Origin of the sequence: uncultured Microbacterium sp. (assembly GCF_963524805.1) — a bacterium.
Classification (GTDB): Bacteria; Actinomycetota; Actinomycetes; order Actinomycetales; family Microbacteriaceae; genus Microbacterium.
In genome coordinates, this window is record NZ_CAURGG010000010.1 from 100820 (window position 1) to 122973 (window position 22154).

Here is a 22154-nt window from a genome sequence, read left to right on the forward strand (position 1 = left end):
GGACTCCTCGATCGTGCAAACCAATGATCCAATAATCTAGAATGTTCCGAAATGATGGTCAATAGCAATCCGAGCGTGCCGGACTATCCGCTCGAAGACCGGCGGATCGTCGTTGCGCCGCACGAGCTGAAGGCGATGGCGCATCCGCTTCGCGGCGTCATCCTCGATCTGGTGCTCGAGCGCGCAGCCACCGTGTCCGAATTGTCGGTCGCGGTGAAGCGACCCAAGAGCACGGTCGCCCACCACGTCGCGGTGCTGGTGGATGCCGACATGCTCAAGGTCGTGCGCACGCGTCGAGTGCGCGCCATCGAAGAGCGGTTCTACGGCCGCACCGCGCGACTGTTCTTCGTCGGAGAGGTCGATCCCGGCGATGTCGACCCCCCACCCTGGACCCACCCGCTGCGCGACGCGATGCGGCAGTCGGACGACGCGTATCGCGCCGACGCGATGTGGGCGAACACGCGCCACGTGCGGATCAGCCGTGGTCAGGCCAGTGCCTTCTGGGGGCGGGTGGAAGCCGTCGTCGCCGAGTTCTCTGCGCTCGAACGCCACGGCGACGAGGTCTTCGGACTCACCGTCGCGCTCTACCCGACCGACTTTCCCATCCTCCCCGCCGCGGACGCCGGTGCGAGTGACGGATTGGCCGAGTGAAGGAGCGCGAGCCGGATCGGAGCATGCATTTCGAGTCGCACGCCGACGTGTACGACCAGGCGCGGCCGCCCTATCCCGCCGCGCTGTGGAGCGCGATCCGCGATCTCGGCCTCATGGGGGCCGGCCGCACGGCCGTGGATCTCGGCGCGGGAACCGGTCAGGCGACCAGGCCGCTTCTGGCCGCCGGTGTGGGGGTGACCGCGGTGGAGCCCGGACCGCGGCTCGCGGCGCGATTGAAAGCGGCGCTCCCCGCGGCACGGGTCGTGGAAGGGCGGGCCGAGACGGTCGATCTGCCTGACGGCGGCTTCGACTTCGTCGTGGCGGCGACTTCGATCCACTGGATGGACCTGGACGTCGTGCTCCCGAGGATCCACCGATGGCTCCGACCGGACGGCATGCTGCTGGTCTGGCGGAACGTCTTCGGCGACCCCACGGCATCCACCCCGTTCCGTGATCGCATCGCGCAGATCGTGGCCGCACGCCGTGCGCCTGCCCGGTCCGACATCGCGGAGGAAGTCGATGCCGCTTCCTCAGCACTCACCCGATCGGGCCTGTTCCGCGTGGAGGCCACGCACACGTACCGATGGAGTGTGGAATTCGATGAGGCGCAGGTGCATCGGCTCTTCACGACGTTCAGCGATTGGTCGCCCGAGGAGGTGGGTCTGGCCGCCTCTGCCGTGGCGGACCTCGGCGGGCACGTCACGGAGCACTACACCTCCTGGCTGGTCGTCACCCGCCGGCAGGACTCGGCGTCGTCCTAGAGCGGAGTATTAGAGTCGGTGCCGGAGGCCGCCCGATGCCCGTACCCGATGAACCCGCGCCGATCGAACCCGACGAAGGCCGCCTCGCCGACGCGGTGCTCGAACGCCTCACCGCGGCGATCCTCGACGGAACGCTCCAGGCCGGAGAGACGCTGCGCGACAGCGATCTGCAGCGCTGGCTGGGGGTTTCGCGCACTCCGATCCGCGACGCCCTGACGCGGCTGCAGACCGTCGGACTCATCGAGACCTCACCGAGTCGCTACACGCGCGTGACCTCCGTCGACAGCGCGCTCGCGCGCGAGACGTTGGAGTACACCGGCTATCAGGCCGGCATCGCGGTGCGCATGGCCGTCCCCCGGCTCGATGACGAGCAGCTCGCCGCCGCAGTAGCGCTGGTGGACGACATGATCGACGCGAACACGGCCGGCGACGCCAAGCGCCTGTACCGGGCCGCGCGCGAGTTCGTGCTGTATCTCACGCAGCTGTCGCAGAATCGCGTGCTGATGCGCGTCATGCGCGAAGCCGGCGCCACGATGGAGCGCAACCTCCGAGAAGCTCGTCCCCTGGTGGGCGATGCGGGCAGCCGTCACGAGTGGTACCTGAAGCTCCGCGAGGCGATCACCCTGCGAGACGGGGATGCCGCCGAAACGGCGTTCCGCCGCCAGCACGGGATCTGAGCAAACCCCGCCGGCACACGCGTTCGCGGTTCAGCCCCGGAAGAACGCGACTCCGAGATCGGCATGGTCCACGAAGACACCGTCCACACCGGCCTCCCGGATCATCGCCCATTCGCTCTCGTAGTCGCCGAACGCGCCAGCTCCGCCCCGCGAGCGGAACTGCGCCACCAGGAAGGCGTTCTCGGGACGGCACGTCCACGTGAAGACGCGCAGGCCCCGCTCGTGGGCATCGGCGACGAGCGAAGAGGGGCCGGTGGCGCGCCCGAGCTTGTCGGGGGCGAGGATCATGCGCTTGTCCACGCTGATGCCGTCGACGACGCCGACGAGGCGGTCCAGGCCCGCGGGCTGCGCCGTCTGCCGGTACGTCGGCGCCACAGCGCCGAGGGCGGCGACGGCGTCGAAGGGGCGGCCGGCGGCCTCGAGGAGATAGACATACGACCCGGGGATGCCGCGCTCGCGCAGCCGGCGCAGCACGGTCGACTCGAACGCCTCGATCGTCAGGGGCAGCTCGCCGCTCCCCCAGCCGGCCTCGAGCAGCTCCCCTTCGACCAGATCGGCGATGTCCCAGCCGATGCCGTCGAAGTAGGTCGCATGCTTGATCTCCAGCACGACGCCGATCTCGCGGCCCTGCTCGAGCGAACCCGCTTTCACGAGATCGAGCACGTCGCGCAGCCGCAGGACAGGCTGTTCGTCGTCGAAGGACGCGCTGGACGGACGCAGCTTCGGCAGCCGCTCCCGGCAGCGGAGGCTCGAGAGCTCAGGCCACGTGAAGTCCTCCGTGAACCACCCCGTCAGCTCCGCGCCGTCGATCGTCTTCGTCGTGCGGCGCTGGGCGAACTCGGGGCGGTCGGCGACATCGGTCGTGCCGGAGATCTCATTCTCATGGCGGACGACGAGCACCCCGTCTCTGGAGACCACGACATCGGGCTCGACGGCGTCGACGCCCATCGCGAGCGCGAGGTCGTACGACGAGCGCGAGTGCTCGGGCCGGTAGCCGGGCGCGCCACGGTGGCCGATCACGAGCGGGCTGGTCCGGGGCACGGATTCAGGCTACGCGCCGGTGGCCCGCCGGCCGTCCGAAGCCACCCTGCGCAGGCCCCGCTCAAAGCCGTCTCACAGCGGCCGTCCGTGAGGGAATGCGGGTCGTCCGATATCGTTGGTCTACAGCACAGTGCTGTGAACCCCTGACCTTGGAGTGTGAGAGCTGTGGCCCTCAAGAACCCCGCATTCGATAACCCGGCCTTTCAGGACCCGAGAGCCGTGAAGTCCTACCCCGGTGGCCGTCAGGCTGCCGGTTTGACTCCGCCGCCCGCGCCGACGCAGTACGCGACCGCGCAGCACGCGGGAACGGATGCCGCCGCGCAGGCCCAGCTCGAGGGCATGTACGCCGCCCCCGCCGCCGGCGCCATCGAGACCGACCGGATGAGCGTCGAGGACACCGTCTGGAAGACGGTCGGCCTGTTCGCGATCCTCGTGGTCGCCGCGGTCGGCGGCTGGGTCTGGACGATGGCCGGCGTGACCCCGCAGAACCCCAACCCGAACATCGCACCGTGGATCATCGGCATGCTCGGCGGATTCGTGATGGCGATGGTCGTCATCTTCGGCTCCCGCAAGAAGGTGCGTCCCGCGCTCATCTTCGGCTATGCCCTGTTCGAGGGCCTTTTCGTCGGCGGCATCTCGGCCTTCTTCGAGTTCCTCTACCCCGGCATCGTGGTGCAGGCGACGCTGGCGACCCTCACGGTCGTCGGAGTGACGCTCGCCCTGTTCGCGAGCGGCAAGATCCGCGCCTCCAAGCGGGCGACCAAGGTCTTCATGATCGCGATGATCGGCTACCTGGTCTTCGGCCTGATCAACCTCGGGCTCATGCTGTTCAACGTGCCGATCGCCGGTGGCGCCTTCGGCCTGTACAGCATGACGGTGTTCGGCATCCCGCTGGGCCTCATCATCGGCGTGGTCGTGGTCATCATGGCCGCCTACTCGCTCGTGCTCGACTTCGACCAGATCCAGCAGGGTGTGCGCAACGGCGCTCCCCGTCAGTACGCCTGGCTCGGTGCCTTCGGCATCATGGTCACGGTCGTCTGGCTGTACGTCGAGATCCTGCGGATCCTCGCGATCCTGCGAGGCTCGAACTAGCTCACCCCTCACCGAAAGCCCGGCGCGTCATCGGACACGCCGGGCTTTCGGCATCCCGGCCCGGCATGTCGCACGACCGACCGGGCTTTCGGCGGGTCGTTCTGCCCTGAGCGGAACGACTCGGAGCGGGCATCGGCACGTTCTATCGTGAGCGCATGCAGGAACGTACGGCGGAGATCATCCCGTTGCCCACCAAGCGGCCCGCGCGGGCGCCTGAACCGCTGTGGCGGGACGTGCTCGGCGAGCAGCTCCGCCGCAAGCGCCACGATCGGGGCGAGCGGCTGGCCGATACGGCCGAGCGCGCCGGGGTCTCGCCGCAGTACCTGTCCGAGATGGAGCGCGGACTCAAGGAGCCCTCGAGCGAGATGATCGCGGCCGTGGCCGGAGCGCTGGAAGTGACGCTCGTAGACCTCACCGCGGCGGTCGTCGACGAACTGCGCGAGCGCACCGCCGAGCGCGCTGCCGTGGGCAACCAGGTCGGGCTGTCGCTGGTCGCCTGACGTCGTTCGCCACGCGTCAAGGCCTGGCCGCGGCATCCGCCCGCCCGGTAGCGTCGCGAGTATGAGTCCCGCTGCGCGCAAAGACACGACCATCGAGGTCGACGGCGTCGAGGTGCGCGTTTCGAGCCCCGACAAGATCGTGTTCCCGCAGATCGGGCTGACCAAGCTCGAGGTGGTGCAGTACTACCTCGCGGTCGCCCCCGGCGCGCTGCGCGGCGCCGGCGGTCGCCCGATGGTGCTCAAGCGCTTCGTGAAGGGCATCGAGCAGGAGGCGTTCTTCCAGAAGCGCGTGCCCGAGAACCATCCCGACTACATCGACACCGCGACGCTGCACTACGCCCGTGGCACGTCGGCGGAGGAGGCAGTGATCCGGGATGCCGCCGGCCTGGCATGGGTGGTCAACCTGGGGTGCCTCGACCTCAACCCGCATCCGGTCCGCGCCGAGGATCTCGACCACCCCGACGAACTGCGGGTGGACCTCGACCCGATGCCCGGCGTGGACTGGTCTCAGATCGTCGACGTCGCGTCCGTCGCCCGCGAGGTGCTGGACGACGTCGGGCTCATCGGGTGGCCGAAGACCTCCGGCTCACGGGGCCTGCACATCCTCGTGCGGATCGCCCCGCACTGGGACTTCAAGGACGTGCGGCTGGCCGCTGAGACTCTCGCCCGCGAGGTCGAGAACCGCGCTCCGGGGCTCGCGACGGCGAGGTGGTGGAAGGAGGAGCGCGGTGAGAGCGTGTTCGTGGACTTCAACCAGAATGCGAAGGACCGCACCGTCGCCTCCGCGTACTCGATCCGTCCGCTCCCCGATGCGCGGGTGTCCACCCCGCTGGACTGGGACGAGGTGCGCCTGCGGCGTCCCGAGGAGTTCACCGCACTCACCGTGCCGGCACGCTTCGCCGACATCGGCGATCCGCACGAGGGCATCGACGATGCGATCGGCACGCTCGACGGGCTGCTGGCACTCGCGAAGCAGCTCGGTCCGGCCGAGAAGCCGCCGCGCGGCGGCGACGGTTCCGGTCGGCGTGCCTCGACGATGCCCCTCATCGAGATCGCCCGCACCAAGACCAAGCCCGAGGCGCTCGCCGCGCTCGAGCAGTGGAAGGCGCAGCATCCCGGCCTCGTCGCCGACCTTCACCCCGCCGACACCATGGTCGACGGCATGCGGGGCTCGAGCTCGCTCTGGTACCGGGTGCGCATCAACCTGCAGCACGTCCCCGAGGCCGCTCGTCCGTCGCAGGGCGAACTGCTGGCCGACTACGACCCCTGGGCGGGCAAGTCCTGGCCCGGGCGCGCCTCCGAGGACGACGGCTCGCCCGAGACCAGCAGGTCGTCGTAGAACTGGCCGTGGTACCCGAGCAGCACCGGGTGAGGCAGCTCGGCGCGGGCGATCTCGACGAAGGATGCCGCATCCAGCACGAGCAGGAAGGAGATCCCCCGCTCCGCGTCGAGCACGACCGACAGGATGACGCCGTCGTCTTCGGCGATCCGTTCCGGCCGGCCGACGAACACTCCCTCGCCGGGATAGCATCCCGGCTCCGACCACGTGAGCGTGGTGCGGCTCTCGAGGTCGATCTTCACGAGCTGGTCGTAGAAGCCGCGGTCCCCGCGCACCCCGACGCCGTAGACGCAGCGCAGGGCGGGGCTGGTGTTGCGGCGGGCGTAGTCGGTGCTCGGCAGCTCGATGCCCGTGGGCGCGAGCACCTCCAGGCGCAGTCGCTCCTGCTTTCCCGTGAGAGGCACCCGCAGGCGGCGCAGCGTCCCCGGCGGGATCTGCACGTCCGGCTCGGAGAGCCGGTGCAGGTAGAAGGACTCGATCACCGAGGCGTCGTCGTACGCGACCAGGTCGACGACGACCGATCCGTCCTCATCGTCATAGGCGTTGACGTGGTGGAAGGCGAAGAACGGGTCGGCGGTCGCCGAGCGGACATGCGCTCCGGTCGCGCGATCGAACACGTGGATGCGGGTGCCTCGCGACGGCTTCCACCGGAAGTTCTCGATGTACGGGCGCAGCCACAGCAGCAGCGAGATCGGGTTCACCACGAGCGGGAACTCCACGATCACCAGGTGACGCTGCGACATGCCGAACGAGTGGATGTAGGACGGCTCCCGCACCGCCTTTGAGGCGATCGTCTCCCCGGGCAGCGGCCCCCGGTCCGCGGCGTCGGCGGGCATGGTGTCGACGCGCCGGAACACGTAGGTGCTGACCGCGCCATAGCGCGTGACGAGATTGATGGCCTCGTGGCGCTGCTCGTCCAGGTGCGGGTGCACCGTCGTGATCCGGCCGAAGTTCGAGCGGTCCCACCCGGTGACCCCCACGGTGCGCAGCGTCTCGGGGTCGAACTCCACCTGGATGGGCGTCTCGGCGAGCGCGAGATAGTGCTCGGCCACGCGGGCGATGTTCACCTTCGCGCTGTCGGTGGGCTGCGGATCGAACACCGCCATGGCGCGGGCGAACATCGAGCGGCACGGGTCAGTGGCGAATTCGGGGTATGCGATGCGGCCTTCGTCGCGCGCGATGCGGTACGACTCGGTCTCCAGGAACCTGTTGGCGTACGACACCCGCCCGCCGCGGATCGTGAAGCGGTGCAGCATCGCCAGTCCGTCGAACCAGTGGCGATAGCGGCGCTCGCCCACCTGGAACGTGCCCGGTCCGTTGCGCAGCAGCGATCCGGTGAGCCAGGGCGGCAGCTCGCCGCGTACGGCCACGTCGTCGATCGCCACCTCGGGGCTCTCCCCGAACCCGTGCACGGCGAACGGCGCCGCGGTCATGTCCCCGCCGCCGTCGGCTGAGCACGAGCCCGCTCGTGCTGCGCCGCCGCACTGCCCTCGATCAGCTCGGCGGCGATCTTGCCCGAGGCGAGCACCGCGGGGATTCCGGCGCCCGGGTGCGTGCCGGCGCCGACCAGGTACAGACCCTCGACGCGACGCGACCGATTGTGCGGCCGGAACCATCCGGATTGGAACAGCGTCGGCTGCAGCGAGAACGCGGCCCCGCGCGGCGTGTTCAGCACATCGCGGAAATGCTCGGGTCCGATCGCGTGCTCGACGACCAGGTGAGATGCCAGACCGGGCAGATACCGCTGATCGAGCACCTCGACGACCAGATCGCGCACCCGGCGCGCGGTGGCCTCCGACACCACCTCGTCCGCGTCGATCGGCGGCGCCGCGACGAGGACGTACAGCGCCTCGCAGTCCGCCGGCGCGATCGACGGGTCAGTCCGGGTGGGCAGATGCACGTAGAGGAACAAGTCGTCGGCCGTCAGCGGCTCACCGTGCTTGTCGCGCGCGCGGCGCGACCGCCCGAACACCCTGCCGAGAACACCGTCGGAGTCGCCCCCGAGAAGCAGGTTGTGGTGCGCGAGCGGTGTCTGCGGCCACGTGCGGTCGGCGCCGAAGTACAGCACGTGCAGCGACATGCTGGGCTGCGCAGCCCGCAGCCGACGGGCCGCGAGACCGCCCTCCGCTCCGAGCAGGCGGTCGTAGGTGTAGCCCGGGTCGGCGTTGGAGATCACCACATCGGTGTCGCGGCGGCGGCCGTCCTCGAGGTGCACTCCGACCGCGCGGCCGGACTCGACGAGGATGCGATCGACCGCGACCCCGCACTCGATCCGTCCGCCGAGCCGCTGCAGCAGCGCACCGAGCGCGTCCACGAGCGCCGCGGTGCCGCCGACGGCGTAATGCACGCCCCAGCGCCGCTCGAACTCGACGATCAGCGCGTACAGCGCGGGCGTGCGCGACGGGTGGCCGCCGATCAGCAGGGGATGGAAGGCCAGCGCGCGACGCAGGAAGGGGTCCCGGATGCAGCCGTCGACAAGTCTCTGCACGCCGAGCGCGGCCCGGTGGCGCAGCAGGAAGGGCAGCATCCGCATCATGACGTGCAGCTGCATCATCGGCCGCTCCGTGTAGGGATAGAACGCGTCGAAGATGCGGCTGACCCGGCCGCGCAGGCGCGTGTATCCCTGCTCGTCCGAGGGGCTGCGCCGCGCAACCTCCTGCTGCATGCGCACCGGGTCTGCGTGGAAGTCGAAGTGCGTGCCGTCCTGGTCGAACGCGCGATAGAACGGGTCTAGCGGAACGAGCTGCACGTGGTCTTCCAGCCGCTCTCCGGCCAGCGCGAACAACTCCTCGAACATGAACGGGGCCGTCAGCACGGTCGGCCCGCCGTCGAAGCGGAACCCGTCCAGCTCGTACAGGTAGGCGCGGCCGCCGATGCGCTCACGCTTCTCGAGCACGGTCACCTCGTGCCCGGCGGCGGCCAGCCGGATGGCTGCGGCGAGGCCGCCGAAGCCGCTTCCGATGACGATCGCCCGCATGAGGTCACCATAATCGACCCGCATTCACGGTCGGGCGGATTCTCTAGTATTTCTAGCGTTCGCCTCCGGATCGATCCGTCAGCACCCGGTCCACCAGCCCGTACGCGACGGCTTCATCGGCGGTGAAGACACGGTCGCGGTCGGTGTCGGTGCGCAGTTTCGCGGCATCCTGACCCGTATGCCGGGCGAGGATCTCCTCGACCTCGCCGCGCACCCGCACGAGCTCGTCGGCCTGGAGGATCAGATCGGGAATGGCTCCTCGCCCCTGACCGGCGGGCTGGTGCAGCACGACCCGGGCGTGCGGCAGGACCGCCCGTTTGCCGGGGGCGCCGGCGGCCAGCATGACCGCGCTGACGCCGATCGCCTGTCCGACGCAGGTGGTCGCCACATCGGGCCGCACGTGCTGCATCGTGTCGTAGATCGCCAGCATCGCGCTCGGGTCACCGCCCTCGGAGTTGATGTACAGCTGGATGTCGCGGTCCGGGTTGTCCGCGTCCAGGTGCAGCAGCTGCGCGATGAGGGCGTTGGCGACACCCGCGTCGATTCCCGTGCCGAGGTAGACGACCCGCTCCGTCAGCAGCTGCGAGTACACATCCATGATGCGGTCGCCCCGTGGATGCTGCGACACCACGTTCGGGATCGTGTAGCTCATGCCGCCACCTCCGTGGTGCGCTCGTCCGGCAGCCCCAGTCCCAGGCCCGCGGGCCGGCGCCGCCGGGGCACGACCTGCGCGAAGTCGGTCACGATGCCGTCTATGAAGCCGTAGGACTGCGCCTGCGCCGCGGTGTACCAGCGGTCGTGCAGGGAGTCCTCGAAGATGCGCTCGATGCTCTGGCCGGTGTCAGCCGCGATCAGCCCGAGCACGGTGTCGCGCATGTGGCGCAGGTCGCCGGCCTGCACCTCGACCTCGACGGTCGAGCCGCCGATGCCCGCCGAGCCCTGGTGCATCAGGATGCGCGCATGCGGCAGTGCGCGGCGCTTGCCCGGCGTTCCCGACGACAGCAGGAACTGGCCGGCGCTGCACGCGAGCCCCAGGGCCAGCGTCGCGACGTCGTTCGGGATCAGGCGCATGACGTCGCGGATCGCGAGCATCGCCGGGACCGACCCGCCGGGCGAGTGGATCCACAGGGCGATGTCGGAGGAGTCGTCCTGGGCGGCGAGCGCGAGCAGCTGCGTCGCGATCAGGGTGCCGTTGTCGTCGTCGAGCGGCCCGTCGAGCACGAGCACGCGCTGGTGGAACAGTTCTCGTCGCGCCTCGGCGCCGAACTGGGGGATCTTGCCGTCGTCTGCCATGACCCCAGCGTGCCGCGACGCCGCGGGTGCGGCATCGCGTTCCGCCCCCGGCTGATCCGCCCTGAGCGGCTAGCGGGCGTCGCACTGTGCGCGAGATCACCCGCTGTCCGCCAGGTCACCTGCTACCCGCGGCCGCGCGGTGTGACTTCGCGAGCACGGGGTGATCTCGCGAAGAAGAGGCGCCGCTCAGACCCGGCGGGAGGGCCGGGCCAGCACGTCCTGGACCGCCTGGGCGAGTGCCGCCATCGCGTGATCCGGGTGCACGGCGCGCCCGGCCGCGACGGCCTCGGCGGTCAGCCGGGCGCGCAGCTCCACGTCGGTGAGCAGGTCGACGACGGCCCGCGCGAGCGCGTCGAGGTCGGCATCCGGCACCAGGATCCCGCCACCGTCGGCGAGCAGATCCCGCGGACCGTACCGCACGTCGTACGCGACCACGGGGCAGCCGTGCACGAGCGCCTCGGCGATCGACAGGCCCTGCCCCTCGAAGGCCGAGGTCGAGACGAAGACGGATGCCGCGTCCAGCTCGCGCCCGGCCTCATCGGTGATCCCGCGGAGCACCACGTGCGCCTCGAGTTCGAGCCCGTCGATCAGCTCCTGCAGCGCCTCGCGCTCGGGTCCGTCCCCGTAGATGTCCAGCGACGCCTCGGGCACCGCTTCCACCACCGCCGCGAACGCGCGGATCGCGTGATCGACGCGCTTGCCCGGTGCGAGCCGGTTGAGCATGACGACGCGACCCGGCACCCGGTCGGCGAGCGGGGTGACGGATGCCGCCGCCCCGACGGCATGCGGCACGACGACGTGCACGGGAGAGGAGCCGAAGCGGTCCTCGACGTCGGCGCGCTGCGCAGCCGTCGGCCACAGCACCGCATCGAACCGCTCGGCGAGGCTGAACCAGCGGGACCAGAGGGGATTCAGCGACGCATCCGGGGTGAAGGGCGGCTCGAGGTGGATCGTGTGGATCGCGTGCACGAGGCGCAGCGCCGGATCGTCCCAGCCCGCGAGCAGCTCGCCGAGCTGGCGGGATTCGCAGACGACGACGACGGCGCGGCCGGCATCCCCCGACCGCACGCCGTCGACGACGTGCTGCAGCCATGCCCGGTAGAGCGCCCCGAACCCGTCGACCACCCCGGCGATCTGACCGCGGTCGTCGTACACGGCGATCGGCGCAGTCGTGACGTGCCAGTCCGGGTCGCCGGCGATGACCGGCAGTCCGGCGACGGGGCGTCCCGCGTCATCGGCGATGGCACGGTACTCCAGCGCCGGGTCGGGCTCGCCCGCGTGTGCGGCGGCGCGGAGCCAGTCAGCCGCTCCGCCGCGCGGGCCGGTGGCCTCGTCGAAGAGATTGCGCATGCGATCCGGGTCGACCACCAGGTCGCGTCCGGCGAACGCTGCCCGATGCTGTGCGTGCGCGGCCGGGGGCGCGGGGTCCAGCGTCAGCAGCAGCGGGCCGAGTCCGTTGTGCACGCCCGCCGCCGCCATCTGCCGCGCGCGGGCGAGAGTGGCCAGGGCGTAGCCGCCGTCGTGGTCGGGGATCAGCCTGCTCGAGAGGATGAGGTATTCGGCATCCGGAAAGTCGCTCACGCTCCCATCCTGCCTCTACCGGGTCACTCCCACTCGATCGTGCCCGGCGGCTTGCTGGTGACATCGAGCACGACGCGGTTCACCTCGCGCACCTCGTTTGTGATGCGGTTCGAGATGCGCGCCAGCACGTCGTACGGCAGGCGCGTCCAGTCCGCGGTCATCGCATCTTCGGACGAGACGGGGCGCAGCACGATCGGGTGCCCGTACGTACGGCCGTCGCCCTGGACGCCGACCGAGCGGACGTCGGCGAGCAGCACGACCGGGCACTGCCAGATCTCGCCGTCGAGGCCCGCTCGGGTCAGCTCCTCGCGGGCGATCGCGTCGGCGTCACGCAGAATCTCGAGACGGTCAGCGGTGACCTCGCCGACGATCCGGATGCCGAGGCCGGGCCCCGGAAACGGCTGGCGCCCGACGATCACCTCGGGCAGGCCCAGCTCGCGGCCGATCGCGCGGACCTCGTCCTTGAACAGGGTGCGCAGGGGCTCGACGAGCTCGAACTGCAGGTCCTCGGGAAGGCCCCCCACGTTGTGATGGGACTTGATGTTCGCCGTCCCGCTGCCGCCGCCGGACTCCACGACGTCGGGGTACAGCGTGCCCTGCACGAGGAAGCGGATCGGCTCGCCGTCGGCGGCCGCCTCGGCGACGAGCGCCTTCTCGGCCGCCTCGAACGAGCGGATGAACTCCCGCCCGATGATCTTGCGCTTCTGCTCGGGGTCGCTGACACCGGCGAGCGCGGTCAGGAACTGCTCGCGCGCGTCGATCGTCACCAGGCGCACCCCGGTCGAGGCGACGTAGTCGTTCTCGACCTGCTCGCGCTCGTCCTTGCGCAGCAGCCCGTGGTCCACGAAGATGCAGACGAGCTGGTCGCCGACCGCCTCGTGCACGATCGCCGCGGCGACCGCGGAGTCCACTCCGCCCGACAGCCCGCAGATCACACGGCCCGTGCCGACCTGCTCGCGGATGCGCGCCACCTGCTCGGCGATCACGTTGCCGCTGTTCCAGTCGGCCGGCAGCCCTGCCGCATCGTGGAGGAAGTTCTCGATCACGCGCTGCCCGAAGTCGGTGTGCTTGACCTCGGGGTGCCACTGCACACCGTACATGCGCCGCGCCTCGCTGCCGAACGCCGCGACCGGCGTCGCCGAGGTCGAGGCGAGCACGTCGAAACCCTCGGGGGCCTTGGAGACCTGATCTCCGTGGCTCATCCAGACGTTCTGCGCAGCCGGCTGTCCGGCCAGCAGCACGCCGCCGTCGCCGGTGAGCGCGGCATCCGTGGCACCGTATTCGCGCAGTCCCGTGTTGGCGACCTCTCCGCCGAGCGCCTGCGCCATCACCTGGAAGCCGTAGCAGATGCCGAGGGTCGGCACGCCGAGGTCGAAGACACCGGAATCGAGCGCCGGTGCGCCGGGTTCGTAGACCGAGGAAGGCCCGCCGGAGAGGATGAGACCGACGGGGTTTCGTGCGGCGATCTCGGCGGCGGTCGCCGTGTGCGGCACGATCTCGCTGTAGACGCCCGCCTCACGAACCCGGCGAGCGATCAGCTGGGCGTACTGCGCTCCGAAGTCGACCACCAGCACCGGACGCTGGTCGGTCTCTGTCTGCTCTGTCAACGCGTGTTCTCCGTCGGGATCGACCGGGTGCGGTCTTCGGTGGCGGGCGAGGGGGAGTCGGCCTGCGCCGCCGCCTCCTCGCGGGTCTTCAGGTAGGCGCGCACGTCACGCGCGACGCGCACCTCGAGGAAGAACGACAGCAGGGGCACGATGCCGCCCGAAGCCAGCAGCAGGAAGCGCGGGAACGGCCAGCGCATGAGGCTCCACACCCGGAAGCACGCGAAGAGGTAGACGACATAGAACCAGCCGTGCGCGACCAGGATGCCGAGCGACAGGTTCAGGCCGTCTCCGGTCGACTCGAGCCCCTCGGGACCTTCCACGACGGGCGCGAACCACAGGAATCCGCCGGATCCGCCGAGGAACAGCTCGTAGCCGAGGACGTACTTGATCAGCATCTCGGCGCACAGCAGCAGCAGCATCGTGCCGGTGATGACCGAGCAGACCTGGTAGAACTTCAGCGCTGCGCGGATGGCCGGGAACGAGGCGAGTTTCGGGGCCGGCGGCATGGATCCAGTCTACCCGCGGCCGGCGGGACCCCCGGCGGGGGTCAGGATGCTGCGGGCTCCGCGTCTTCGAACTCCTCCAGCTCGCGCTCCCACGCGTCGCGGGCGAGCCGGTACCAGAGGTAGAACGCGAAGCCGGCGAAGACCGCCCACTCGATCGCGTAGAAGATGTTCAGCCAGTTCAGCGACGACCCGGCCGCCGGCGCGGGCGACGAGATCGCGTCCAGGCCGCCTTGCGGCACCTCGGCGGCGACGTAGCCGCGGTAGAGGTCGAGTCCCTCGATGTCGTGCCAGCGGGGTAGGAGGGCGGCGGGCGACATGCGGGTGAGGGTCAGGGGATCGCCGGCCTTGGGCGGCAGCACGGGTCCTTCGTCCGAGATGAGGCGACCCGTGATCGCGAGCGGGGTGTCGGCGGCACCGGGGGCGGCGGCATCCCGATTCAGCTCGTCGACCGCGGCGAGCGCCGCCTCCGGGGTGGCCGCCCAGCCGATGGCGACGGCGACGGAGACCGGCTGCTGTGAGGAGTCGTCCGCGACGCGAAGCTGCCCGGTCACCCAGTAGCCCTCGACGTCGTCGTTGAAGCGCGACGAGACCACGATGAAATCGTCGGGGACCCAGGTGCCGGTGACCGTGACACGCTGGCCGACGAGCGGCTCGGGCACGTACTCACCGGGCGCTGCGACCTCGGCGAGCGGCTGCACTTCTTCGGTCGCCCCGGGCGGGGTCGGATCCGTCAGCAGCGCCCGGCCCAGCTGCCATTGGCCGAGCCAGGCGAAGACGCCGGCGACCACGAGGCACAGTGCGAGCAGCGCGATCCAGCGCGGCCTGAGCATGACCTCGCGCAGGGTCGGCGGGAAGACCTCCGGCGGAGCGTCGAGCGGAGCGGCGTCCGAAGTGCTCATCCCGCGTCGTACGGGGCGACCACGACATCGACCCGCTGGAACTCCTTGAGGTCGGAGTACCCCGTGGTCGCCATCGACTTCTTCAGTGCTCCGATGAGGTTCGCGGTGCCGTCCGCGACGGGGGCGGGACCGTACAGCACGGACTCGAGGGTCGTCACCTGGTCCACGCGCACGCGGCGTCCGCGCGGCAGCTTCGGGTGGTGGGACTCCGGCCCCCAGTGGTAGCCGCGGCCGGGAGCGTCGGTCGCCCGCGACAGCGCGACACCGAGCATGACGGCATCCGCCCCCATCGCCAGCGCCTTCACGATGTCGCCCGAGGTCCCCACGCCGCCGTCGGCGATCACGTGCACGTAGCGCCCGCCCGACTCGTCGAGGTAATCGCGACGGGCGCCCGCGACGTCCGAGACGGCGGTGGCCATCGGCGCGTGGATGCCGAGGGTGGCGCGCGTGGTCGAGGCGGCGCCGCCGCCGAAGCCGACGAGCACCCCGGCCGCGCCGGTGCGCATGAGGTGCAGCGCCGCCGTGTAGGTCGACGCGCCGCCGACGATGACCGGAACGTCGAGGTCGTAGATGAACTTCTTGAGGTTCAGCGGCTGGTCGACCGACGAGACGTGTTCGGCCGAGACCGTCGTGCCGCGGATCACGAAGAGGTCGACGCCGGCCGCGACCACGGTCTCGTAGAGCTCCTGCGTGCGCTGGGGCGTGAGCGACCCGGCGACGGTGACCCCGCCCGCGCGGATCTCGGCCAGCCGGTCGCGCACGAGCTCGGGCTTGATCGGCTCGGCGTAGAGCTCCTGCATCCGGCGCGTCGCCGTCGCGTCGTCGAGCCCGGCGATCTCGGCAAGGTGCGGCTCGGGGTCTTCGTACCGGGTCCACAGCCCCTCGAGATCGAGCACACCCAGACCGCCGAGCTGTCCGAGCATGATGGCGGTCGTGGGGCTCACGACCGAGTCCATCGGCGCCCCGAGCACGGGGATCGCGAACTGGAACGCGTCGATCGTCCAGGCCGTGGACACGTCCTCGGGATTGCGCGTGCGCCGAGACGGCACGACCGCGATGTCGTCGAACGTGTAGGCCCGACGCGCGCGCTTCGCGCGACCGATCTCGATCTCCATGCTCACGTCATCAGCCTACCCGGGAGCCCACGCGGGACGCGGGTCAGCGGCTCACCACGGCTCGCCGACGCGGGGAGCCTCGGCGAGCACCATCTGCATGCTCAGCGGGAAGCACTCGTCGAACAGCTCCGTCATGCCGGCGTCCTTGCCGTACTCCTCGGTCATGCGAAGCCCCACCATCGTGTTGATGAGCATGCCCATCGCCAGGAACTTGCGCGCTTCCTCGGCGTCGAAGCCCGCTTCCTCGCGGAGGAAGTGCCACACGCGCGCGAAACCCGCGCGGGCCGCGGGTCCGATGACCGGGTGCGCGCCGAGGAGGAACGCGTGCGAGAGGATCTGGTGGAGCCCCCGCACTTCGAGCAGGGTGAGGTAGGTCTGCCCCATCCGCTCACGGCGCTCGTCCATGTCCCCGAGTCCGGGAGAGCTGCGGAAAGCCGCCAGCAGTCGCTCGAGCGCGTCGCTCAACGCCGCGAGGAACAGATTCTCCTTCGTGCCGAACAGTCGGACGACATAGGGCTGTGAGACGGATGCCGCACGGGCGACATCGTCGGTGGTGGTCCCGACGTATCCCTTGGCGCCGAAGACGGCGATCGCCGCTTCGACGATCTGCTCCCGCCGCTCGTCGGAGCTCATCCGCCCCTTGATCTCGGCAGCGGCGTCCCGGTCATCGATCCTGTTCGCACTCACGCTTGACATGTTATCAGTCGATTACTACAGTGGTCATAATCTAGTAATCATCCGATTACAACTTCCTTCGAAAGGCGTCCGCCGTGACTCTCGTCTCTCCTCCTGCGACACGTCGGCGGGCCTTCGGCCTCGTGGTGCTCGCCGCATCCCTTCCGATGTTCATGGCGACTCTCGACAACCTCGTCATGACGAATGCCCTCCCGGTCCTGCACGAACGGCTGGGCGCCTCGGTCGAGGAGCTCCAGTGGTTCGTCAACGCCTACACCCTCTCGTTCGCGAGCATGATCCTCGTCGCCGCCGCGCTCGGCGACCGCTTCGGCCGCCGCACCGTCTTCATGATCGGCATCGCGATCTTCGGCGTCGGCTCCGTGCTCGCCGCGTTGAGCACGGATCCCGCGCAGCTGATCGGAGCCCGCGCGCTGCAGGGGTTCGGCGCCGCCGGAGTGCTGCCGCTGTCGCTCGCCCTCATCTCGGGCGGGGTCGCCCCTGAACGGCGGCCGCTCGCGATCGGGATCTGGGGGGGGATCTCCGGCCTCGGCGTCGCCGTCGGGCCGCTGGTCGGAGGTGCGGTCATGGAGGGATGGAGCTGGCAGGCGATCTTCTGGATCAACGTGCCGGTCGCCCTCATCGCCATCCCCCTCGCCTTCTTCGTGCTGAACAACGACTTCGGTCAGCGGGCGCGCATCGACGTCGTGGGCGCGGTTCTCGCCGGAGCCGCCGTGCTGGGACTCGTGCACGCCATCGTGCGGGGGAACGACGACGGCTGGGACTCGGTGGGGGTGATCGCCGAGATCGTCGGCGCCGTCCTGCTGCTCGCGGTGTTCCTCGTGTGGCAGGCACGGGCCAAGGCGCCGCTCATCCCCCTGCGCCTGTTCGCCGACCGCTCGTTCTCGGTGACGAACGTCGTGGGCTTCGCCTTCAGCTTCGGCACGTTCGGAGCAGTCTTCATCCTGATCCAGTACATGCAGGTGGTGCAGGGCGCGACCCCGCTCGAAGCCGCGGTGCAGACCACCCCGTGGACCCTCGCTCCGATGTTCGTCGCACCTCTCGCGGGCATCGTCGCACCGCGGGTGGGAACGCGCGTGCTCATGGTGCTGGGGCTGGGCCTGCAGTCGGTCGCGCTGTTCTGGATCGCGATCACGATGTCGGCCGATCTGCCCTACGCCCAGCTCGTGGCACCGTTCATCATGGCCGGCGTCGGGATGGGGCTGGTCTTCGCGCCGTCCGCCACGGCACTGCTCGCGACCCTCGGCGTCCTCGACCACGCCAAGGCGTCCGGGGTCAACTCGACGGTGCGCGAGATCGGGCTGGCGCTGGGCACCGCCGCGATGACCGCGATCTTCGTGGGTGCCGGCGGCGAGCTGAGCCCCGACCTCTATGTGGACGCGGCTCGCCCCGCGGTGCTCGTGGGTGCAGCGGTGCTGCTCGTCGGAATGGTCGTCGCACTGTGGCTGCCGTCGGGTCGGTCGTCCACGGTGGCGTCGGCCGAGGACGAGACGGATGCCGCGAGCGCAGCATCCGCCTCCACCGACCCCGAGCTCGTCGGAGCCTGACGCGCCGGCGAGCGTCTGCGCATCGGGTGCTCGGCGCACGCGGATTCGCGCACGACGGTCAGCGCGTGCGGACCACCCGCTTCTCGTCCCACACCGCAGCGTCGGACTCGTCGACCTCTCCGCCGGCGCCGAACACGAGGAACCGGTCGAACGACCGCGCGAACCAGCGATCGTGAGTGACGGCCAGCACCGTGCCCTCGAACCGATCGAGCGCCGCCTCGAGGGCCTCGGCAGACGCGAGGTCGAGGTTGTCGGTCGGCTCGTCCAGCAGCAGGAGGGTCGTGCCCGACAGCTCGAGCAGGAGGATCTGGAACCTCGCCTGCTGCCCACCGGAGAGCGTCTCGAAGCTCTGCTGCGCCTGGCCGACGAGGCCGTAGCGATCCAGGGCCGAGCTGGCGGCATCCCTCGGCATCCCGGGCCGGTTCTCGTCGCCACGATGCAGCAGCTCGAGCAGCGTCCGCCCGACGAACTCGGGGTGCCGATGGGTCTGTGCGAACCAGCCCGGAACCACACGAGCGCCCAGGATGCCGCGGCCGGTGTGAGCGACCTGATCCAGCTTCGCGCCCGCCGAAGGCACGTGCCCGAGGCGTGCGTCGGGATCGGTGCCGCCGCGTGCGAGCAGGCGCAGGAAGTGCGACTTGCCGGAGCCGTTGGACCCCAGCACCGCGACGCGGTCCCCGAACCAGACCTCGAGATCGAACGGCTTCATCAGACCGGTGAGTTCGAGGCGCTCCGCGATCACGGCGCGCTTGCCGGTGCGCGCTCCACGCAGTCGCAGCTGCAGATCCTGCTCGGCCGGGCGCTCCTGCGGCGGACTGGCCTCCTCGAACCTCGACAGGCGGGTGAGTGCGGCCTGGTAGCGCGACGCGAAGCCGTCGTTCGCCGCGGCCTTCACCTTCATCGCGGCGACGAGTGCCTTGAGCTTCTCGTGCTGCTCGTCCCAGCGGCGTCGCAGCTCGTCGAGCCGGTCCATCCGATCGGCGCGGGCCCGGTAGTAGGTGGAGAAGCCGCCGCCGTGCACCCAGGCCGTGCTTCCTGCCGCGCCGGTCTCCAGTGTGACGATGCGGTCGGCGCCGCGGGCGAGCAGTTCCCGATCGTGCGAGACGAGCAACACGGTCTTGGGTGTCGCGCGCAGCTGCTCTTCGAGCCACCGCTTGCCGGGAACGTCGAGGTAGTTGTCGGGCTCATCCAGCAGCAGCACGTCATCGGGTCCGCGCAGCAGGGCCTCCAGCACAAGGCGCTTCTGCTCGCCGCCGGACAGCGTCGCCAGTTCACGGAAACGGGGCCGTTCGAAGGGGACGCCGAGCGCGGCAACGGTGCACTGGTCCCAGACCGTCTCGTGCTCGTAGCCGCCGGCATCCGCGTAGTCGGCGAGCGCGGTGGCGTAGCGCAGCTGCGCGTCGAGGTCGTCGTTCTCGATGATCGCGGCCTCGGCGGCCTCCAGCTCGATCGCGGCGTCGTGGATGCGGCGCGGCGCGACCTCGATGAGCAGCTCGTGAACCGTGGCGCCCGGCCGCCCGTGGCCGACGAACTGGTCCATGACGCCGAGCGCGCCGCCGATCGTCACCGCTCCCCCGTGCGCCGGCTCGTCACCGCGGATGATCCGCAGCAGAGTCGTCTTGCCGGCGCCGTTCGCCCCGATCAGTGCCGTCGTCGAACCCTCGCCGACGCGGAACGAGACCTCGTCCAGCAGGGGCCTGCCGTCGGGCAGGCCGTAGGAGACCTGACTGATGTCGATGTAGCCCATGGCCGTGTGCGCCCTCGTGCGGCCGCGTGTGCCGCGGCATCCGTCGACGCATGGCGTCGGCCCGCGGGTGGCGAGCCGACCAGACTACCCCAGCCGCTCAGGCGACCGAGTAGCGTCCCGATGCGACGGCCCGCGCGCGGGCCTTCGCAGCCTCCTCCTCGCGGTTCTTCGGCGGCGTGACGGCCACGAGGTCCTGCAGCAGGTGACCGGTGATGTGCGCGATCTCGTGCACGGCCCGGTCGAAGGCCTCCTGGTTGGCCTTGGAGGGCTTGGTGGTGCCCGCGATCTTGCGGACGTACTGCAGCGCGGCGGCGTCGATCTCGTCGTTGGTCGCGGCGGGCTCGAAGTTGTGAAGGGTATGGATGTTCCGGCACATGGCGACAACGGTACGCCCGGCTCGCGTTGCGAGGAAGTCAGTCGCCCCTGCCGCGCAGCACCCTGGTCAGCGGCCCGTCGAAGAAGAACAGCAGGAACGCCACCGATCCGACGAACGGGGCGATGACCACGACGAGCCCCGAGATCAGGAGCGCGCTGAGGGCGCCCCGTCCGTAGCCGCGCGCGTCGTCGTCGCTCAGGTCGGGGAGCATCGTCGCGCGGTGGCCCACCGCCCACATCCACTGCAGCCAGCTGAACAGGATCGCCAGGAAGAAGGTCACCGGCATGAGCAGCCGCCCCGCCAGCCAGTCGGAGTACTCCGTGGTCAGGCTGGTCGCGAAGGGCACCAGAACGATGAACAGCAGTCGGGCGTTGTTCAGCCAGACAAGCGTCGCGTCCACGCGGGCCACGTGCTCGAACTGCTGCACGTGCGTCATCCACAGCAGGCACAGCAGCAGGAAGCTGAGCGCGAAGTTGAGGAACAGCGGCCACATGCCGGCCAGCGCCGCCCACATCTCGGCATCCGAATCGATGTCGCCGATCGCGTAGGTCGTCAGGTCCAGCACGAGCAGTGTCGCCGCGATCGCGAAGACGCCGTCGGTGAAGGCCTCGAGCCTGCTCGTGCCCTGCGTCGCGGCGGGATGAGTGCGCTGCCTGATCACCCGCCCAGCGTACTGAGGGGCACGCGGTTCGCGAACCTCGCAGGATCGCGCGAACTTCGCACGATTCGTGCGAAAACCTGCGAGGTTCGCGCGATTCTGCGAAGTACGCGTGGGGATGCCGCCCGCCGTGGCTCGGCGACCGTCCGCGCTCAGCCAGCAAGGTGCAATCCTGCGGCGAGCGCGCGCCTGATCCGGCGCTCGACCGCCGGCCAGTCGTGCACGACCTGGCCGTAGCTGACCCGGAGCACGGTGTAGCCACGGAGGCGCAGCTCAGCGTCGTGCGCGATGTCCTTCGCGCGCTGCGCACTCGAGGAGTGATGCTCGTAGCCGTCGATCTGCAGGACGAGCCGGTCGCCGACGAGCAGGTCCACCGGTCGTCCCGCGAGAACCACCTGTTGCCGCACACGGACCCCCCACCGACGCAGCGGTGTGGCGACGAGGGTTTCGAGTCCGGAGTCCGACAGCCCGGTCACGGCTTCGGCCAGCTCACGGGCACGGCGACTGGTCCAGCGCACCCCGCGGAGCGCCTCGCCGGCCAGTGCTTCTGTGCGTGCCGCCGATTCCCACAGCACGAGGGCGGTGTCGAAGGGCAGGCATACCGCGATCTGGGCGAGCGCATCCTCGACGGTCGCCGTGAGACGACGCTCGCTCGGCACGATCGGCTTCGTCCAGTGCAGGACTCCCGGCCATCCTTCCGGCAGGTACGCTGACGCGGAGCCCGGGAGGACATGCAGATGCAGATGCTGGTCGACGTCGTGCGGCATCCACCAGCCGCGTGCGCGCGCCAGCGACACGCACGACACTCTGCCCCCCGCTTCGGCGGCGGTCACCAGATCCGCGCGGGCACCGCTGAGCGCGACCCACGCCCGACGGATCATGCGCGCCTCACCCGCGCGGACAAGGGTGCGCAGGGCCCCGATCGCGAAGCCGGCGCGAAGCACCTCATCCCGTCGCGCAATGCCGTCCCGCGCGGACAGCCAGTCGTGCAGCGCCCTGTTCACCCACCCAGCCTGGGGGCGCCTTCACCGCTCGCCGAGCCGGGCATACGGCATCCGTGGATCACGCGCGCACGAGCCGATGTGTGGAGGAGG

Annotated in this window: 22 protein-coding genes; 7 read left to right on the forward strand and 15 right to left on the reverse strand. The window is 70.2% G+C overall.

Annotation, left to right across the window (positions count from 1 at the left end; all coding sequences use genetic code 11):
- Positions 1-51 precede the first annotated feature (51 nt).
- Genes RWQ91_RS15755 through RWQ91_RS15765 form a run of 3 tightly spaced genes read left to right on the forward strand, consistent with a single transcriptional unit; the run spans position 52 to position 2089 of the window.
- The gene (locus RWQ91_RS15755) at positions 52-651 is read left to right on the forward strand and encodes a winged helix-turn-helix domain-containing protein (protein WP_314507982.1); all 600 of its coding nucleotides are present in this window, start codon (positions 52-54) and stop codon (positions 649-651) included.
- 23 nt (positions 652-674) lie between these two features.
- Positions 675-1412, forward strand: coding sequence for a class I SAM-dependent methyltransferase (locus tag RWQ91_RS15760; protein ID WP_314507984.1), 738 nt, complete (start codon positions 675-677; stop codon positions 1410-1412).
- A gap of 35 nt (positions 1413-1447) precedes the next feature.
- On the forward strand, positions 1448-2089 hold the full coding sequence (locus RWQ91_RS15765; RefSeq protein ID WP_314507987.1) for a GntR family transcriptional regulator: 642 nt from the start codon (positions 1448-1450) through the stop codon (positions 2087-2089).
- A 30-nt stretch (positions 2090-2119) separates the two neighbouring features.
- Here the strand turns inward: RWQ91_RS15765 and RWQ91_RS15770 are convergent, their stop codons facing one another.
- On the reverse strand, positions 2120-3130 hold the full coding sequence (locus tag RWQ91_RS15770; protein WP_314507990.1) for a glycerophosphodiester phosphodiesterase family protein: 1011 nt from the start codon (positions 3128-3130) through the stop codon (positions 2120-2122).
- 165 nt (positions 3131-3295) lie between these two features.
- On the opposite strand from RWQ91_RS15770, the gene RWQ91_RS15775 reads away from it, so the two are divergent.
- From RWQ91_RS15775 to ligD, 3 genes are all read left to right on the forward strand, one after another.
- Positions 3296-4222: a Bax inhibitor-1/YccA family protein gene (locus RWQ91_RS15775; protein WP_314507991.1), complete on the forward strand. Its 927-nt coding sequence runs from the start codon at positions 3296-3298 to the stop codon at positions 4220-4222.
- 155 nt (positions 4223-4377) lie between these two features.
- A complete protein-coding gene (locus tag RWQ91_RS15780) occupies positions 4378-4722 on the forward strand; it encodes a helix-turn-helix transcriptional regulator (RefSeq protein WP_314507994.1) in 345 nt (114 codons plus the stop codon).
- 61 nt (positions 4723-4783) lie between these two features.
- Positions 4784-6061 (forward strand): non-homologous end-joining DNA ligase, encoded by a 1278-nt coding sequence (gene ligD / locus RWQ91_RS15785; RefSeq protein ID WP_314507996.1) that lies wholly within the window; start codon positions 4784-4786, stop codon positions 6059-6061.
- Here ligD and RWQ91_RS15790 read toward each other — a convergent pair.
- From RWQ91_RS15790 to RWQ91_RS15835, 10 genes are all read right to left on the reverse strand, one after another.
- Entirely contained in the window at positions 5980-7494 is a 1515-nt protein-coding gene (locus RWQ91_RS15790) for a carotenoid oxygenase family protein (protein ID WP_314507998.1), read from the reverse strand. The two genes, ligD and RWQ91_RS15790, sit on opposite strands and share 82 nt — an antisense overlap.
- Positions 7491-9038, reverse strand: coding sequence for a phytoene desaturase family protein (gene crtI / locus RWQ91_RS15795; protein WP_314507999.1), 1548 nt, complete (start codon positions 9036-9038; stop codon positions 7491-7493). Before crtI ends, RWQ91_RS15790 begins: the two co-directional genes overlap by 4 nt.
- Positions 9039-9090: 52 nt before the next feature.
- The gene (locus RWQ91_RS15800; RefSeq protein WP_314508000.1) at positions 9091-9690 is read right to left on the reverse strand and encodes an ATP-dependent Clp protease proteolytic subunit; all 600 of its coding nucleotides are present in this window, start codon (positions 9688-9690) and stop codon (positions 9091-9093) included.
- Positions 9687-10331 (reverse strand): ATP-dependent Clp protease proteolytic subunit, encoded by a 645-nt coding sequence (locus RWQ91_RS15805; RefSeq protein ID WP_314508001.1) that lies wholly within the window; start codon positions 10329-10331, stop codon positions 9687-9689. The genes RWQ91_RS15800 and RWQ91_RS15805 overlap by 4 nt, the downstream gene beginning before the upstream one ends.
- 186 nt (positions 10332-10517) lie before the next feature.
- A complete protein-coding gene (locus tag RWQ91_RS15810; RefSeq protein WP_314508002.1) occupies positions 10518-11912 on the reverse strand; it encodes a glycosyltransferase in 1395 nt (464 codons plus the stop codon).
- 23 nt (positions 11913-11935) lie between these two features.
- Positions 11936-13519: a glutamine-hydrolyzing GMP synthase gene (guaA, locus tag RWQ91_RS15815; protein ID WP_314508003.1), complete on the reverse strand. Its 1584-nt coding sequence runs from the start codon at positions 13517-13519 to the stop codon at positions 11936-11938.
- Positions 13516-14025 (reverse strand): DUF3817 domain-containing protein, encoded by a 510-nt coding sequence (locus tag RWQ91_RS15820; protein ID WP_314508004.1) that lies wholly within the window; start codon positions 14023-14025, stop codon positions 13516-13518. The genes guaA and RWQ91_RS15820 overlap by 4 nt, the downstream gene beginning before the upstream one ends.
- Positions 14026-14066: 41 nt before the next feature.
- On the reverse strand, positions 14067-14924 hold the full coding sequence (locus tag RWQ91_RS15825; protein ID WP_314508007.1) for an SURF1 family cytochrome oxidase biogenesis protein: 858 nt from the start codon (positions 14922-14924) through the stop codon (positions 14067-14069).
- Positions 14921-16039 (reverse strand): GuaB3 family IMP dehydrogenase-related protein, encoded by a 1119-nt coding sequence (locus tag RWQ91_RS15830; protein WP_314508045.1) that lies wholly within the window; start codon positions 16037-16039, stop codon positions 14921-14923. The genes RWQ91_RS15825 and RWQ91_RS15830 overlap by 4 nt, the downstream gene beginning before the upstream one ends.
- A gap of 51 nt (positions 16040-16090) precedes the next feature.
- Positions 16091-16726, reverse strand: a complete 636-nt coding sequence (locus RWQ91_RS15835) for a TetR/AcrR family transcriptional regulator (protein WP_314508009.1) — start codon at positions 16724-16726, stop codon at positions 16091-16093.
- A gap of 83 nt (positions 16727-16809) precedes the next feature.
- Here RWQ91_RS15835 and RWQ91_RS15840 point away from each other — a divergent pair, with 83 nt between their 5' ends.
- Complete coding sequence (locus RWQ91_RS15840; protein ID WP_314508010.1) at positions 16810-18279, forward strand: DHA2 family efflux MFS transporter permease subunit; 1470 nt, start codon at positions 16810-16812, stop codon at positions 18277-18279.
- Positions 18280-18337: 58 nt separating this feature from the next.
- Here RWQ91_RS15840 and RWQ91_RS15845 read toward each other — a convergent pair whose 3' ends face one another.
- From RWQ91_RS15845 to RWQ91_RS15860, 4 genes are all read right to left on the reverse strand, one after another.
- Positions 18338-20026, reverse strand: a complete 1689-nt coding sequence (locus RWQ91_RS15845; protein ID WP_314508012.1) for an ATP-binding cassette domain-containing protein — start codon at positions 20024-20026, stop codon at positions 18338-18340.
- A gap of 97 nt (positions 20027-20123) precedes the next feature.
- Entirely contained in the window at positions 20124-20402 is a 279-nt protein-coding gene (locus RWQ91_RS15850; protein ID WP_314508014.1) for a DUF2277 domain-containing protein, read from the reverse strand.
- 37 nt (positions 20403-20439) lie between these two features.
- Positions 20440-21063, reverse strand: coding sequence for a TMEM175 family protein (locus RWQ91_RS15855; protein ID WP_314508016.1), 624 nt, complete (start codon positions 21061-21063; stop codon positions 20440-20442).
- A gap of 149 nt (positions 21064-21212) precedes the next feature.
- Complete coding sequence (locus RWQ91_RS15860) at positions 21213-22064, reverse strand: DUF559 domain-containing protein (protein ID WP_314508017.1); 852 nt, start codon at positions 22062-22064, stop codon at positions 21213-21215.
- Positions 22065-22154 lie beyond the last annotated feature (90 nt).